The following is a 17,298-nucleotide window of genomic DNA, read 5'->3' as shown; positions in this document are numbered from 1 at the left end:
ATATGAGAAAAACAACATTATTTAAAAAAACACCAAAAATCAATGAAGAAGGTCTTTTTGATTTATACAAACAATATAAAACTGTTTATGAACAAAACGCTTCTAAGATTTTATCTTTTGAGACCATAATTAGCAAACCATTATTGTTAAATAATTTAGGTTTTAAATCGCCTGAATTTAAAACAATTAAACATAGATTAGAAAAAGCTGTTAGAGAGCGCCACAATATTCAATTTAAGGATTTCACAATTATGTTTAACTTAAATTTAAAATATTCAAAAGTTACAATGGTTCCACTAATTGCTAGTTGTGAAATCCTTTCAGATAATCATGTGATTAATTTTGTGACTGATGAGGAAGATTATGCTATTAATAATCTTTTAACAGCATTTAATACAGAAATTAGCGAATTAATCTCAAGAGGTTTTTATTTAGAGCTTATTCCTAACACACTTATTTTTCAAGGTCCTGATTCATTAAAACTATTTTTTAACCAAGAAGTAACTTCAAAAGTTGAATAATGCACATAAAGGAACTAGTCCAAAAGAAACAGAACCTAGAAAATATAAAATTAAAAGTAAATAATGATAAAAATATTTTGTTAATTAACATCCTTAATTTAACAAAAAAATTATCATTTTACTTAGATAGTGCTTTGCTTAACTCTAATTTATTAAAGTTTTTAAAATCTAAGTATACTATCTCAAATAACTTTATAACTGATTCCAAACCTACAACTCATAAATTTCTTTTTCATAAAACAAGAGAGCTCTATGTTTATATTACTGAAGAACAAAAATATGGTACTGAATCGTATACAAGATATGAAAATGAAATTTTAGAAAGAGCTAAAAAATCCGAAATTGATTTGATTACTATTGGAGAACGTGCCAAATCATTTGCACAGCAACATAAATTTAATCAATTATTACATTTTGAAAATACATTATTTAAGAACTTAACAACTTTATTAACTAAAACAATTAAAATACTATTTATCGAAAATAACTATACAAAAGTAAACTTCGTACTTAACTCAAACAAAAACTTTAAAGACGTATTTACAGTCTTGCCACTTGAAGCATTCGACGTAGCAAAATTATTACATACCGAATCTGGAGTAGATCAAAACTCACAATTCTTATCATTTGCGGAAATTTATCCAAATATTGAAAACTTTATTGAGTCACAAATTTCAATTTTCTTAGAAAATGCTATTAATTCACTTATTACTGAATCATCATTTTATGCAGCTAAAAACAATTTAGTTACAATTGATAAAAAACTTAAACAACTTGATGATGAATTATTTTTATTAACTAAACGTATTAACCGCGTAAAACAAGAAAAGCAAATTGAAGAAATAACTTTCTTAACCAAGAAAAAACGTACTATTTTTGAGGAAGGTGGCAAATAATGGCATTTAAACAAATTTCGATAACTTTCTTAAACAATAAAAAGAAAGATAACATTTATGATTATGATGTTTTTATTAATAGTAATGATGAAGATACATGAGTTAAACTAGGTGATAATTCAATTGGTTCTTACCCAAGACTTTTATTAAAATTTGTTAATAATACATTGCAAAATACGTTTTTTATGTTCTTAGAGAATGTGAGTTTTCTTACGCATGATAATATGATGAATATTAAAACGTTTTCAAAACCTAACTTTTACAAAAAAACAAAGCAAAAAATTGCTTTAAATAATGATTTGGTTACTAAAAAACAACGAGTATCAGATTTAGTTTCAAACCAATTTATTGGTTGATCAATCGAAGAAGTACTCGAATTAGAATTTTTAGAATACGAAATCTTTAAACTATCAATGAGTAAGTTATTGAATTTAGAGGAGGTTAATAACCATGAATAAAAAATTCAAAAAACTGTTTAACTTATTAGCCCTTTCGCCAACTTTACTTGCACCTTTAGCTTTAGTTTCACAAACTCCAGGTGAAGGTCAAAATCCTAACCCAGGAACTGGGGGAGAGCAACAAAATCCTGGGGGCACACAAGCTCCACAAACCCCACCAAAAAATGCTGAAGACTTCGACTCATTTAAAGAAATTGCTGAAAATGCGACTAAAGAAATGGTTACTAACGCGGTTAACAACTTTATTTCATGAGTTGACGACCAAAAACAAAGAATTAATACTCAAGAAACAGATTTTCAAAAGAAATTAAGTAAAATTACTTACTTAAACATTCTTTCAAACTTTTTCAAAAAGAATAAGGATGAAATTATTGCAAATCCTTCGGCTAAGGATTTAAATATTATTTTCCCGTTAGTGGCTGGAACCCAGCGTAACGTTGATATCTCAAATATTAAATATAACAATGAAGATTTTAATGGGGTTTGAGTTGGATCAACTAATCCAACTGATTATAAAACTCCATTAGGTGAAGGAACAACTTTTCAAGTACCTGATGGTGGTAAAGATCAAGTTAACTCATGAGATAAGAAAAAATTAGAAGAATCTCTTGGGAAATATGGAAAAAGTTTATTAGAAGAATTTAATAAATTAATTTATAAAGAAGAAGATGCCCTAGAAATTGATAAAGATTATTTTTTATCACTTAACGAAGATCCAAAAGATAATAGATATGATATTAAACCACCACAAGGTTATAATTCATGAGATGAATATATTGTTTCTAAATTTAAACCTAGAATTTCTAAGTTTGACTTAGAAAAAAATATTGAATTAACAAAAGAAGAACAAGAACAACAGCAACAGCAACAACCACCTGATCCAGATAATCCTGATAATCCAGATCAAGATAAACCAACAGATCCAGTTAAAACTCAAGAGATCTCACAAGGGATTCCGCCTTTATCTCCTGAACTTAAATGGCATCAGATGGATGATAGTGACATAGCTGAAAAATTTGCTTCTAATAACGAAATTTTCTTCTTTAAAAACCCTGTTAACACTAGATATAAATATACTGTACAAAGTGTTAAAAAAGAAGGTGATAAATATATTGCTGAAGTAAAACTTAGTGATACAGTTGAAGTTGATAAGAATAGAACTTATACTGCAGAAGTAAAAGTTCATAATAATAAAAAAACTGCGGCTTTAACCGAATTAACTTACCAAACAATTTCAAAATTATTTACAGACTTATATAAGTCATTAGGAATTGATGAAAAAATAAACTATACAAATCTTGAAAGTAATCAACTATCTGATGCTTTATTTCAAATTGTTAATAGTGGTGTTCAATTAATTAACACTGCATCATTTATTAAAAATTATGAAGCTGTACAAAATGCATATGCAAATGATATTTCCTTAAATGAAGTTTCTAAAACAGTTTTAAATAGTTCTGGTTTTGAAGATAACTTAACTGAGTTAACCTTAGCTTCAATGAAAACTTCACAAATTAATAACTTACCTTACTATTATTCGTTAGTTAATGCTTTAAACCGTAAAAAAGAGTTATTAAAAAATCGGATTACTCGTAACGATAAATTAGAAGGTCAACTAAAAGAAAAAGGAATTGACATTAAACATATCAACACCTTTTATTCTAACTTAGAAACCAAAATTTATAAACTTAGAAAATCAACTGATCTTTCAACATTTAATGTTACAAAATGGTATGAAAGATTCATTCAAAATATTAAAATAGTTTCTGAAGAATTATTGCTATTACAAAAAGTAATTGGTGAAACTCAAACTCAAACATCGCAAAGCCAATCTACTCAACCAAATATTCCAGCTGGTGCTAATGCCCAAGAAAACATTCAATCTCAAGAACCAGTGTCTAACCCTGCTGAAGGCGAGCAACAAGCTGCATATAAAGAGATTATTAAACGTAATAACCAAGAAGTTAAGACTAATGGTAGCATAATTATGGGATTTGGAATTTCGCTTTGAGTTATGGGACTTATAGCAAGCATCGCAAACATATTTGTGCTTATAAAAGCATTTACAACAGACCGTTGAAAACAATATAGAAAATTATCAATTTTATTAGCAACATCATTTGTTGTTGCAATTATTGTAGGTATTGTCTTACATATTTTAGGATTATAGGAGGAAAAATGAATAAAAATCCAACAATTACATCTATATTTGATTATATAGTAGAAGTTACTGGGGAATTCCCATATAAACAAAGACAGTTTTATCATTTATTAGATAATACTGAAGTTAAATTAATGTTAATAAATGCGACAGCAAACAAAGCCTTTTTATTAGCTAATACAAAAGAAGCTCAACTTAAAATTGGTGCTGAAATCGTGTTAGAAAATGATGATGCTAGAGTTGATACACCAAGTGATTTATTTGGAAATGTTATTGACATTTTTGGAAACAAAGTACTTCCAACACCTGAGAAAAACTATTTATATACACAACCAACAGGAGCTAAAGTTTTTGAACTCGCCCACGACTTAATGTCAGTTAAAACACTTAAAGATCAGTTATTTACTGGTATTGTATCAGTTGACTTACTTATACCAATTGGTAAAGGACAACGTGAATTAATTATTGGTGATCGTCAAACTGGTAAAACACATATTGCTATTAACACAATTATTAACCAAGCTAAGGAAGGTGTTAAATCAATTTATGTCGCAATTGGCCAAAAACGTGAAGCAATTTCAAGAATTTACCGTACTTTAAGTGAATATGGAGCAATGCAAAATACAATTATTATCGATGCGCCTTCAACAAGTGCTTTTGAACAATACCTTGCACCATACATAGGAATGGCACATGCTGAAAACTTATCATACGAACATGATGTTTTGGTTGTCTTTGATGATTTAACAAAACATGCAAACATTATTCGTGAAATTGCACTTTTAACTGACCGTCCAGTTGGTAAAGAAGCTATGCCAGGGGATACATTCTTCTCACACTCTCAATTATTAGAGCGTTCAGGCAGTTTTGAAAATAGAAAAACTATTACTGCCTTGCCAATTTTACAAACTATTGATGGAGATATTACTTCATTAGTATCATCTAACATCATTTCAATTACTGATGGTCAAATTGTAACTAGTGCCGATTTATTTTCACAAGGAATCTTGCCAGCTATTAACATTGATCTATCTGTTTCGCGTACTGGATCAAGCGTGCAAAGCCGTAGTGTTACTAAAGTAGCTGCCGAAGTTGGTAAAGCATACAGAAAATACAAACGTCACTTAAAACTTTCAATGTTAGATTATGAATTTAACAAAGAAACTACTGAACTATTAAACAAAGGTAAGTTAATTGAAAAATTATTTAATCAAAAAGGCTTTGCAATTTATTCTAAAAAAACAGTATTGCTTACTTCTAAATTAATCTCATGGGGATTATTTAACGGCATAAAAGACCAGGAAAGGGCCTTGCAATTTATTGATTTATTAATTCAAACTAATGATCAAGCCCAAAATGCTTATAATAAGATTATTAATGATACTGAAGTTTATGATGATGCCTTAGTAAGAACTTTCTTTGCATCAGCTTTAAAACAATATGCTAAATATAATGGTTATAATTGAGATATAACCATTGACCATGAATTTGTTGACTTTGAAGAAAGTTACCTTGAAGAATTAGCAATGAAATTAGGAGATAAATAATGAACGGAAAAATTTTAAGTTTATGGTCAGACGTTCTTGAAATAGAATTTTCTAAAGATAACTTGCCAAAAGTAAACCATTTATTAACTTTACATAATGGTGCAACTTATTTATTAGTAAAAAGAGTGCTTAATGATACTACTGTTAGAGCTATTGTAATTTATAGTTCACAAGAAATTTCAATTAGCGATGTTGTTACAAACCTTGGACATAGCTTTATGGTTCCAGTTGGTAAAGACTCGCTTAATAACATTTACTCATTTAGAGGTGAAGCATTATTACCACAAGAATACCTTCCACTTAAAGTTGAAATGAATTCAACTATCAATAACAATCGTTTCCTTACTCGTGAATTTAAATTTATTGAAACTGGTATTAAAGCAATTGACTTCTTTATTCCAATTGTCAAAGGATACAAAATTGGTATTTTTGGTGGAGCCGGTGTTGGTAAAACAGTTTTAATGAAGGAAATGATTTTTAACATTAACCGTCAATCACCTAATACATCAAACATTTTCATTGGTTCAGGTGAGCGTTCAAGGGAAGCAATTGAGTTATACAATGAGCTTAAATCTTCAAATCTAATGGACAAATCAGTTATGTATATTTCTAAGATGAATGAATCACCTGGTGCTCGTATGTCAATTGTGCCAATTGGAGTAACAGCTGCTGAATACTTAAGAGATCAACATAACCAAGATGTGCTTTTATTCGTTGATAATATTTACCGTTTTTTACAAGCTGAAAATGAAACAAGTGCTACCTTAGGAAAACGTCCATCAGTTGGTGGATATCAATCTACTTTGGAAAGTGATGTTGCAGCTGTTGAAGATCGTTTATTTAAAAACGAAAATGGATCAATTACCTCATTCCAAACAATGTTTTTACCAATGGATGACTTGTCAGATCCATCAGCAGTTGCTGTATTTAACCACTTAGATGGAAACTTAGTTTTATCTCGTGCTCAATCTGCTAAAAATATTTTCCCTGCTTTTGATCCATTAGCTAGTCAATCTAACTCAGTTACTGCTGAATTATTAGGTAAAAAACACTTTGATGCAATTATTGAGGCTAAGAGAATTTTAAAAGCTTACAAGGATTTAGAAGACGTTATTTTAATTTTAGGTTTTGATGAACTGGATGATGAAAGTAAAAACACAGTCAAAAAAGCTTTACAACTTGAAAACTTCTTTACACAAAACTTCTTCATGACTGAACACTTTACTAAATCACCAGGGGTTTTTGTGCCACTTAACGAAACAGTTGACTCTGTTATCAGAATTCTTGAAGGAAAATACTTGAAACAAAGTCCTGAAATTTTCCAATATGTTGGATCAAACTTAACTATTCCTACTGATGATGAACTTGAATCATCAATGCAATATAGTTAATTTTAAATAATGAGAAAAAGAAAAATATTACAGGGACTTATTAGTGTTTCATCACTTATAAGTCCTTTGTTCTTTCTTAGTGCATGCAATCCAACACAAAAAGAGCCAGAAAAACCAAACCCAGAACCTGATCCTGCCCCACTGCCTCCAGTTGTAAATGATCCAGGCAAAAACAATGATAGTGAAATAAAAGATCCTGGTAATAATACCACCCAAAAAACGCCAGAAGTTACTAGCACTAAAAGCTTAAACCATTTTAATTTAGTGCAACTTGATCCTTATTCACGTCAAGTGGATTTTTGATTCCATGCCCAAAACCAAAAAGATTTAAAACGCGATAAATTCCATATTTTACTTAATGATACTGTTAAAGTTGACTTAGTTAATGGATCAGTTTCATATGGAGTATATGCCGGAAGTTTTGAAGTGCCTAACTCACTCAGTTCTTTAACTAAAGCTCAGTTATTTTATGAAGATACTACTGTTAAATATCATTCTGAGCAAATAGCGCAGCCCATAGAATTTAAAACTGACAAACTAGGTTATGTTGACTTTGAAATTACAAAACATTCTAATGATTCAAAGAAACTTGAAGATATTTATCCAACTGATTTAAAGCTAGCGGATTTGGAAATTAATGTTAAAGGTCAAAATGCCAATTTATATAATTACAATGTTACAAAATTTGATTATTTTGTAGACCAAAAAGGCCAAAATATTTCTGATTGACTAGGAGCTTTAAATTTAATTATTACTTTTACAAATAAAACAAATCCAAGTGAGGTATTTACAAGATCTAAACTTATTACTGGTCTTAAATTTAACCCAATTGATGGTAAAAAAAATAATGCATATGATAAAAACGATCCTCAAAACCATGAGCATTTAAACCATGATTATGTTTTATATAAACATTTAAACCATCAACAACGTTATGAAATGGATAATGTGTTATATTTAAATAGTTTGATGGCACATTTACAATTTAAAGGAATTTCGCCCCTTGATTACCGCTTAGATTTAAATATTGCTTCTAACAAAGAAGCAATAAATAATTTTGATAAAAAAGCTAAAGAATTAGGTTTAGATACATATCAATCTTCTTATATTAAGGGTTTTACATTACCAAAATATGACACTAATGGAGAATTTTTAGGTCTTGCAATGCAAGAAGGTGGGGAAATTGAAAAAGGACCTGAACGTGCGGATTCAATTGGGCGTTTCCAATGGAGATATAGTGGCCTTGCACGAACTTTAGTTAATGAATATTATAAAACGGCAGCAATGCAGACTTATAGCGTACAATTTACTAATCCAGTGGAAGGATCAACTCAATCTTCTGCTGGAACAATGTGGATTTTAGATTATCAAATTTCTGAGGATGGGAAATATCCAACTAAATGATATTTTGGAACTAACTTACACGTTGCAGATAATTTTACGAGCCAAACTCGGAATGTAAGCATTGCTAAATTAAAAAATAATATTAATTTAGATAAACAATTTTCTGCAGTAAGCACTGATATTGATTTTGAACAATTTACTTTTAGAAATGGTGTTGCTCAATCTATGGTGAAAAAAGTTTTTGAAGGAAAAAACTTTTTATCTTCAAAACCTGCTGATTTTTTAACTCCAGAACAAAAAGCAAAATATGAAAATTTAGAAGAATTTGTGGATTTTGCAGTGCTAGAATTTGATTTTAGCCACGTTAATTCAGATAATGTTTGAGCCTATGATTATTCGACAAATGCAAGCTCAAATTTAGATTATGAATATGATCAAATCAAGAATAAACCTGATGAATTTGCAAAACTAATTACTAATGATTATGCAAACACCAAAGATAAACATATTAAATTTTTACAAAAATCATACTTACAAGACTATTCTCAAATTGACCGCGAACTAATTTCAACTAATGAAACTAAAAAACAGTACCAAGGGAACGAACTATATTCAGTTGGGTACCCATTATCATTTGAAGATTATTTCTTTTTAAATGAAGATGGATCAGGTGCAAATCAAAGTGAAAATTACCGTACCAGAATGGATACATATTCACTTTGAACAAATTCAAACCCAGAGTTTTATTGGCATAAAGATGAATATGAGCAAAGTTATAAAGATTTAGGTAACTATTTATCTAGTTCACTTGGCTACCGTACTTTTACTAATAAACCAGGACTTACTGATGCTTTTTTAACTGCAACTCATACTGGTAAAGACTTTTATGTCTCAGGCAATGATAAATTAATTGGGTATGGGTTAAATTATTTACCTAAGCAATATGTTCCATATGGTGGAGCTAGTGGGACATCATTTAGAAATCAAAATAATGAGCTTGTTGGTGTTTTCCATTCTGGTAACTCTGCTGCTCGTACTGGTTTATTAGCTGCCTTTAGATCAGAAGGATTTAATTACCAAGGATTATTCGGAGAATATAATTTACCTCAATATGATTTAATATATGGAGGAGGAAATCTTCAAATTAACTCCTATCGCCAAGCTATGGCTCAAATATACCCTGATTTTAAAACTAATTTATTCCCTACAGGTTTTAATAATATTCCTGAAGAATTTAAATTTAATAAATAAAATATAATTTTCTTATATAATATATACATAAAAATTCGTTTTTTTATAAATTCTATAAATATAGAAAGGAATATTATGCATAAAAAACTAAAGAAATTTCTTATTTTTGGTGCAACTGCTCCGATTTTTGCCATTGCTAGTTGCACAGCACCTGCTCCTGAACCAGGAGCAGGTAATCGAACAACGACACCCACACCTAGTGATCCTACCCCAGCGCCCAAAGATCCGAGTAAAGAACCAGTTATTGGAACAAAGGAAACAAATCCTAACCCTGAAACACCAAAGACTGAGCCAAATCCAGGCAAGTCTGATCCAACTCCTCCACCAGTAAAGAACCCGAACTCTACAAAAACACAAAACGAACGTGAGAACGAGAAAAATACTAATCCATTAGATACTAACCCAGGTTCTAAAGATCAAGAAGAAAAAAAATCAGATACTGTTACACCTCCACCTTCAAAATCGCAGCAAGAGTCTCCAAAAAAAGAAGAACCTGCTAAACCTGCAAATAAAAACCAACAACAATATGAACAATTATTAACTGAAGTTCAAATATTTTTAAAAGATGAATTAAAGTCTGAGTTAAAGTATGAATTGTACAGAGATTCATTAAATCAAATAATTGATGATACTAATTATTATTTAGTTACAAATCACACAGTAAATTCAGAAGATTTATATAAGCAACAATATAATAAATTATCTTTATCTTTCAATGAAGCTAAAAGTAAGTATAAATCAGCACCCGAGGTTTCATATACTGAATCTGACTTGCAACATAAAGAAGGTAAAGGAAAAAGTGAAGATTTACTTTCATTAAATTATTCTAACCAAGTGCCTGCAAATGCTAAAATTAATTTAGAAGCTATGAGTTATTTAAAATTCCTTAGTGCCGAGCAAATCAAAAGGTACTATGATGACAATGACCCAGCTTTAATCAAGCAACTTGGAAAAGACGGAATTTCTAAAAACCGCAAGATTATTGATGATAAAGTAAAAGATATTACCAAAGGAAAAGATAAAAAAATGGATCAAGTAAAAGCGGTTTTTGATTGACTTACAGCTAATTTAAAATATGCACAAGGTGCAGATCAAACTGCTTCAATTGACCCTGTTGAAGCTATGAATAAATTAATAGTTGTTTGCGGTGGTTTTAGCAACTTATACAAAGCAATGCTTGATTCTTTAAATGTCCAAAGTGCAGTTGTGATCGGTTGGTCAAAATATGGGTATCACCAATGAAATATTGTTTTTGACGAAGATAAAAAAGAATTTTTCCATTCTGATGCTACTTGGGGCCAAAGTTACTACGCTAAGACAAATGATGATTTTGCTAAAGACCATAGGTCATTTGAAATTTTAAATTCGCCATATGTAAAAGATGGATTCGAATATAAATATTATCGTGGTTTTGCTCTTAATGGTAATAAAAACAAAAATGCGGATCAAAATCAAAAACATGCTGATAATATTAATGATTTAAAAGTTACAAGTATTTCATCACAAGCATTAAAAGAAAGCAAAAAATTATACATTGGTGAATATATTGAGCAAATTGATTATGCTGGCGGAACTGGTGAAGTAGTTGAATTTACTGTTAATCCTCATAATAAGCATTTTAGTGCTAAAGATGGTATTTTATACAACAAAGAGATGACTAAATTACTAGTTATTCCTAATAAACTTACAAATAAAGAATTTACTTTACCTAAAACAGTTCGTGAAATTCAAGATTGAAAACAATCATTCAATAACCCATATTTGGAAAAAATTAACGTAGAACCAGGTAGTTATTGGTTTGCATCTTATGGTGGCATTTTATACACTAATAACTTTGAAAGATTAGTTTTTGTTCCTAATAATATTGGCCCAACTGTTACGGTACATAAAAATGCCAATTTTAAAGAACATACCTTTGCACAACTGAAAAATATTAATGAAATCATTATACCTGAAGGTGTCACTAGATTACCACAATGGTTTGTAAATAGTGTAACAAGTTTAAGAAAAATTCACTTACCTTCCTCATTAACTGAACTTAAAGAAGATTCATTATGAAATGTTTCTAACCTTACAGTTAAAGTACAAGATAAAATGAATCAATCTGTTTTAAATATTTTAAAGAAAAAAGGTTTTAAAATTGAAAAATAAACTAAAATAACATGGCTAAGGCCATGTTATTTTTAATAAAAGTTTCTAGGATATACTCGATAGAAACTTTACACAGTATATTTGTATAAGAAGAAAAAGATAACACCAATAACTATTAACAATAGAATAATTGAAATAATACTAAAATAAAAGATTAAATGAAATTTAATTTTTTTATATTTATCTAAATTACTATTTTCTTGGTGATGTTTTATAATTTGCTCTATTTCTTGAATTTGGTTGTTTTCTTTTTCAATTTTATCTATTTGATTATTCATTATCAAATTTTAATTCCGGCATTACGCTTAATGCTATTGCTTCAGGGCCAGTATGAACAGCAATTACTGAAGGTGTTAAGAAGATTGATTGAGGATTAACTTTAAAGTATTTATTATTCATTACAATATCTACAAGTTCTTGCTTAATACCATGAATAAAAGTGATTACAAATTTCTTATCTTTAATTTTAGATGATTGTTCTTCACAATACTCCACAATGCCCTCAATAACTTTTTGGATTGCCTTTGCAATATTTCTTTTTAAACTTGCTAGTTTAACACTACCGTCTTCTTCATAACTTAAAATAGGCAACATTGGTATTTTAGTTAAAACGAATTTTTTAAAACTTGATAGTCTACCACCTTTAATCATGTGATCAATATTTTCAGGTACAATGTTTGTTATAGATGATTCATTAATTCACACCATTTCTTCATATAATTGTTGAATTGTATAATTCTTTTGTTCATATAAATGTTTTAAATAATCAACTGTTTTAGTTATTTGATCCCCAATTAAATGGTTTTCCATAACGTGGATATTACCAAGTTCTTGCCCAATTGTACGAACTGTGTTAGCAGTTGCTGATAATTTTGAAGAAATTCCCACAAAAATTACATCATCAAATTCTTCCGAAGCATCTTTTAATATTTGTTCAATTGTATCTAGTTTTGGCAATGATGTTAAAACTTTATTAGCTTTAGAAATTTTTTCTAATAACTCTTGGCGATCATCAATACCATCAAGGTATGTTACTCCATCAATTTCTACTTGCAAGGGTAAAAATTTGTAACCTAATTCTTGTGCTTGTTGCTTTGTTAAACAAGAAAAAGCATCTAATATAATTCCTAATTTTTTCATAAAGTAATTTTAACATAAAATAAATATAAATCTAAATATTAAATATATTATTAAGATTAAAAATTTTATAAATAGTTATGCAAAACATAAGGTAATTTTAGGCTTCATGGTTATATAATTATTTATATTAATTTAAATAAATAATAAAGATGCTTATTGTTTTTTATAGGATAGCAAAATTTATATTTATGTAAATTACTCTGATATCACCAAAGTTGTTTGGTGTTGATTAATGTACTCTTTTTTTATGATAAAAAAGATATACTAAATATTATAAACAATAATATTAACTGACATAAACGTGAAGCGTTGTCTAGCATCAATAACTTTGTAGTTTTTACCTTATTAAATAGAAAAATTAATATTTCAAATATTAGATGACAAAAAAATGAAGATTATTAAAACCTATATAATTGATATAATTATTCATATTTAAAAGCATACCTTGATAAATAGTAAAAAACTCACGACGACTAAACAAGTATAAATAATTTGCTTATTTGAATATTCCCTGTCTAACTAGTGTGAGTTTTTAAAAAAAGATAAAAATTATTATTTTTAAGTTTGTGAGCTTTGTATCATTTGCGTATATTTACCATTTATTTGCAATAATTCACTGTGTGTTCCTTTTTCTAGTATTTTACCTTTATCGATAACTAAAATTAAATCTGAGTTAATTATTGTACTTAGCCGGTGGGCTATTGAAATTGTTGTTGTTTTGTTAGTTAATTTATCCATTGATTTTTGAATTTCTAATTCAGTTAAAGAATCAATGTTTGAAGTAGCTTCATCTAAAATAATAATGTGAGGATTTTGATAATTTACCCTTGCTATGGAAACTAATTGCTTTTGTCCTTGGGATAAACTTGAATTATGATTTATTAAATATGATTTTGTACCTTGTGGCATTTTGTCTATGTGGGTTATTAAATTTGAATTATCAATTGCTTGTTGTAATAATGATTCATTAAATGGTTTAGTTGCTCCATAGGTTATATTATTTTCAATTGTATCTGTGAAGATTTGAGTGTCTTGGAGCACAAAGCCAAAAAGTTTTCTTAAGGAACTTTTTTTGATTAATTTAATGTTAATATTGTCAATTAAAATTTCACCACTGCTAACTTCATAAAAGCGACCAAGTAAATTAACAATTGTTGTTTTCCCTGCCCCGGTTTTACCAACTAATGCAATTTTTTGCCCTGGGAACACTGTAAAACTAATATTATCTATGGTAGCAATATTTTCATATGCAAAGGAAACATTCTTAAATTCAATTAAACCTTGATAACTTGCAAGTTTATCTTGTTGCTTATTAACTCAATAAAATTTATCATTTTCTTCTTTGAGATAAATCTCACCTTGGTCTTCTTCATCTTGCTGATCTATAATCCCAAAGATACGTTTTGAACCTTCAATGGCTTTTAAAATATCGTTAGCTCGCATCATGATTGTTGACACAGGATGTGCAAATGATTTGGCAAATTGTGTAAAAGAAACTAAAGTACCAACTGTTAAACCAAGACCAGCTGAATTACCTTGAACAAATAAAATTGATCCAAAAACAGCAATTGTTCCATAACAAATTAAACCAATGTTAAATGATACAGGAAATAACATTCCAGATAAGCGGTAAGTTTTGTGACTTATTTTTTTGTGCTCATTGGTTAGTTTATGGTATTTTTCAATAATTTGGTTTGAATTATTAAAAATTTTAGTTGTGGCAAAGCTGCTAAGAGATTCTTCAACAAATGCTGTTACAATGGCATTTTGCTTTCTTTCATTTCCAAAAGCTTTTTTAGAATGTTTCATAATAAAATATGATGAAACAATAATTAATGCTAAGAAACAAAGCATAATTAATGTTAATTGCCAACTTAAAGTTAGCATCATAATAATTGAAACTGAAAGAGTTAAAATTGAATTTAGAATATTGGGAATTACATCTCTAAAAAATCCTTTTAAAGTCTCAATATCGGATGTAAAGGCAACAATGATTGAACCCTTCATTTCTTTATTTACATAATCCATTGGCAATTTTTGAATTTTATAGTAAAGTTGATCTTGAATATTTTTAGTTGTTTTAAATGTAACCAAGTTTAAAAATCAAGTTCCAATGAATTTAAAGATAATTGCAAATAAGAAGAGTAATGCTGATAAAACAATTACTAAAGTAAAAAAATGTCAATCAAAAGTTTTTGGATCTCTAATAGCATTTGCGTCTAAATAATCTTTTAAAACAAGATCCACAATAACTTTACCAATAAAAATTTGGTTATAAAGCATTCCAATTGAAGCAACTAAAAATAGAAAGATCCCTAAGATTAAAATTAGCTTATTATTAGATCACAGAAGTTTAAAAATGCGCTTTACTAAATTTTTATCATGTTTAATATATTTTGAATGCATAATTAAAAACTTTCTATAATTGAATTTTGGTATGAATAAATATCTTTATAAAACTTATTTAATTCTATTAATTCATCATGATTACCAAAATTGCTAATCATTCCATCTTCTAATACTATAATGTTATCGCAATCTTTAATTGAACTAATTTTTTGCGAAATAATAACTTTCAGACAATTATCAATTTGATTAATTGTTTCTTTTATGCTTTGTTCTGTTTTAAAATCTAATGCACTAGTTGCATCATCCATTATTAATAAATCAGGATTTTTAATTAATGATCTGGCAATTGCTAGTCTTTGGCGTTGTCCACCTGAAAAATTTGAACCTTTTTGATTAACTAGAGTATTTAATTGTTCTGGACTATTAATGACAAAGTCATAAATTTGTGCTTTTTGTAAAACATCATAAATTTCTTTATCGCTTACATCATTCTTAATTGAGGTAAAATTTGATTTAATCGTCCCTGAGAATAAAATATTTTCTTGGAAAACAATTGATATTTTTTCACGTAATCTATCTAAATCATACTCTTTGATATTAATATCATTAATCAATATTTGGCCTTCAGTAACATCATAAAAGCGGGCTAATAGGTTAACTAGAGTACTTTTACCTTCGCCTGTTTTACCAATTATTCCTAATGAAGTATGCTTATCTAAAATAAAATTAATATTAGATAAAGTGTTTTGTTTATTTTGCTGGTATTTAAATGAAACATTTTTAAATTCAATTTTTTGGATTATAAAATCTTTAATAGGATTTGCCATATTTTTAATTTGAGTTTTGTGGTTTAATATTTCGCTGAGTCGTTTTGAGCTAGGGATTGCTATAAAAATATTGTAGCTAATATTTAAAATTCCTAAAAATGAAGAAGTAATCATTCAAATATATGTTCCAAATAAAACAATATGCCCAACATCAATTTTATTATTTAAAAATAAATTAACACCAATAGTAGCTAATAAAATCAACGACATATAAATGACTGTCATAAATGAAGTTTCACCGAAAGAGTTAACTAAAACAATTTTTAAGTTAGATTTCATTAATTTTCGAGTATGATCTTGAATTTTTTTAGTTTCTAAATCTTCGGTAACATTAGCTTTAATTGTTTTTAAAGAATGCAAGTTTTCTTGCAATTTCTGGTTAAATTGATCATTATATTTAAATAGTTTGCGGATATTTTTACGTACAATATACATAATTGCATACATAACAAAACAAATTGGAATTGAAATGAGGAAAACATATGATAATTGGGTTGATTCACTTAATGAAAAATATAGGGCACTTGAAAACATAAAGACCGAGCGGACAACAGATGTAACTCCTAACTGCAGAGTTCTTTGCATTGAACCAACATCATTACTTAACCGGTTTAAGATTGTTCCAACTGAAAAGTGGTTTAAGTCTTGTGGTGAAAAACTTTGAATTTGTTCAAATAATTTATTTTTAATATTTGCACTAAACTGTGTTTGATATTTAGATACTAAAACAACTTGGACAAATACCGAAATAAACAAAGTTGAAAAAATAAATAAAAATAAGTAACCTGCGTTTTGATAAATAGCTTGTTGTTTTGTTATTTGTCCTTCTCATTTATCTAGCGAAATAATATTAATAATGTTTTGCACATACCTTGGTGTCATAACTTCCAAAAAGATTTGAATACAAATAAGGGCTATTGTTACGAAAATTAAAAACCTAATGCCTTTAGTAAAATCTCAAATTTTAATTTTATTCTTAGTTTTCAACGTCGTGTCCATCTCTAATGCACTCACATTCATAACTTCGCTCTAAATCAATTTGATAAATTGATTTAAGCAACGGTTTAAATTTTTTAACAAAAGTATCATTTAAATAATAATATGAATACAATCCTTTCCTGCTAGCTGAAATTATTTGAGCTTTTTTCAAATCATTTAAATGCTTAGAAATGTTAGATTGCTTTGCATTTAACACATTAACAATTGTCATCACATCACATTCATTTTCGTGACACGTAAATAAATGCATGATGATATTTTTT

The 17,298-nt window shown here is 28.4% G+C and carries 13 protein-coding genes; 8 read left to right on the top strand and 5 right to left on the bottom strand.

All coding sequences use genetic code 4. From position 1 onward, the window contains the following. The first annotated feature begins 2 nt into the window (after positions 1–2). From AC0B4N_RS03265 to AC0B4N_RS03230, 8 genes are all read left to right on the top strand, one after another. Complete coding sequence (locus AC0B4N_RS03265; RefSeq protein WP_465102426.1) at positions 3–521, top strand: MSC_0623 family F1-like ATPase-associated protein; 519 nt, start codon at positions 3–5, stop codon at positions 519–521. After that, the gene (locus AC0B4N_RS03260; protein ID WP_465102425.1) at positions 521–1,417 is read left to right on the top strand and encodes an MSC_0622 family F1-like ATPase gamma subunit; all 897 of its coding nucleotides are present in this window, start codon (positions 521–523) and stop codon (positions 1,415–1,417) included. The genes AC0B4N_RS03265 and AC0B4N_RS03260 overlap by 1 nt, the downstream gene beginning before the upstream one ends. Beyond that, positions 1,417–1,875: an MSC_0621 family F1-like ATPase epsilon subunit gene (locus AC0B4N_RS03255; RefSeq protein ID WP_465102424.1), complete on the top strand. Its 459-nt coding sequence runs from the start codon at positions 1,417–1,419 to the stop codon at positions 1,873–1,875. Before AC0B4N_RS03260 ends, AC0B4N_RS03255 begins: the two co-directional genes overlap by 1 nt. Next, on the top strand, positions 1,868–4,045 hold the full coding sequence (locus AC0B4N_RS03250) for an MSC_0620 family F1-like ATPase-associated subunit (protein WP_465102423.1): 2,178 nt from the start codon (positions 1,868–1,870) through the stop codon (positions 4,043–4,045). Before AC0B4N_RS03255 ends, AC0B4N_RS03250 begins: the two co-directional genes overlap by 8 nt. Positions 4,046–4,053: 8 nt before the next feature. Then, positions 4,054–5,583 (top strand): MSC_0619 family F1-like ATPase alpha subunit, encoded by a 1,530-nt coding sequence (locus tag AC0B4N_RS03245; RefSeq protein WP_465102422.1) that lies wholly within the window; start codon positions 4,054–4,056, stop codon positions 5,581–5,583. Then, a complete protein-coding gene (locus AC0B4N_RS03240) occupies positions 5,583–6,974 on the top strand; it encodes an MSC_0618 family F1-like ATPase beta subunit (protein WP_465102421.1) in 1,392 nt (463 codons plus the stop codon). Before AC0B4N_RS03245 ends, AC0B4N_RS03240 begins: the two co-directional genes overlap by 1 nt. A 9-nt stretch (positions 6,975–6,983) precedes the next feature. Beyond that, the gene (gene mip, locus AC0B4N_RS03235) at positions 6,984–9,569 is read left to right on the top strand and encodes an Ig-specific serine endopeptidase MIP (protein ID WP_465102420.1); all 2,586 of its coding nucleotides are present in this window, start codon (positions 6,984–6,986) and stop codon (positions 9,567–9,569) included. Between the two features lie 75 nt (positions 9,570–9,644). Beyond that, the gene (locus tag AC0B4N_RS03230) at positions 9,645–11,720 is read left to right on the top strand and encodes a transglutaminase domain-containing protein (protein ID WP_465102419.1); all 2,076 of its coding nucleotides are present in this window, start codon (positions 9,645–9,647) and stop codon (positions 11,718–11,720) included. A gap of 68 nt (positions 11,721–11,788) precedes the next feature. Here the strand turns inward: AC0B4N_RS03230 and AC0B4N_RS03225 are convergent, their stop codons facing one another. The 5 genes from AC0B4N_RS03225 to AC0B4N_RS03205 all read right to left on the bottom strand — a co-directional run bounded on the left by AC0B4N_RS03225 (position 11,789) and on the right by AC0B4N_RS03205 (position 17,285). Next, entirely contained in the window at positions 11,789–11,998 is a 210-nt protein-coding gene (locus AC0B4N_RS03225; protein ID WP_465102418.1) for a hypothetical protein, read from the bottom strand. Continuing rightward, positions 11,991–12,860: a DegV family protein gene (locus AC0B4N_RS03220; RefSeq protein ID WP_465102417.1), complete on the bottom strand. Its 870-nt coding sequence runs from the start codon at positions 12,858–12,860 to the stop codon at positions 11,991–11,993. Before AC0B4N_RS03220 ends, AC0B4N_RS03225 begins: the two co-directional genes overlap by 8 nt. Positions 12,861–13,418: 558 nt before the next feature. After that, positions 13,419–15,266, bottom strand: coding sequence for an ABC transporter ATP-binding protein (locus tag AC0B4N_RS03215; protein WP_465102416.1), 1,848 nt, complete (start codon positions 15,264–15,266; stop codon positions 13,419–13,421). Between the two features lie 2 nt (positions 15,267–15,268). Then, on the bottom strand, positions 15,269–17,056 hold the full coding sequence (locus AC0B4N_RS03210) for an ABC transporter ATP-binding protein (RefSeq protein WP_465102415.1): 1,788 nt from the start codon (positions 17,054–17,056) through the stop codon (positions 15,269–15,271). Continuing rightward, positions 17,013–17,285, bottom strand: a complete 273-nt coding sequence (locus AC0B4N_RS03205) for an ArsR family transcriptional regulator (RefSeq protein ID WP_465101606.1) — start codon at positions 17,283–17,285, stop codon at positions 17,013–17,015. Before AC0B4N_RS03205 ends, AC0B4N_RS03210 begins: the two co-directional genes overlap by 44 nt. Positions 17,286–17,298 lie beyond the last annotated feature (13 nt).

The organism is Mycoplasma sp. 13536, from assembly GCF_055523495.1.
Note: the sequence above shows the minus strand (reverse complement) of the source record. Positions and strands in the feature narration are given on the sequence as shown.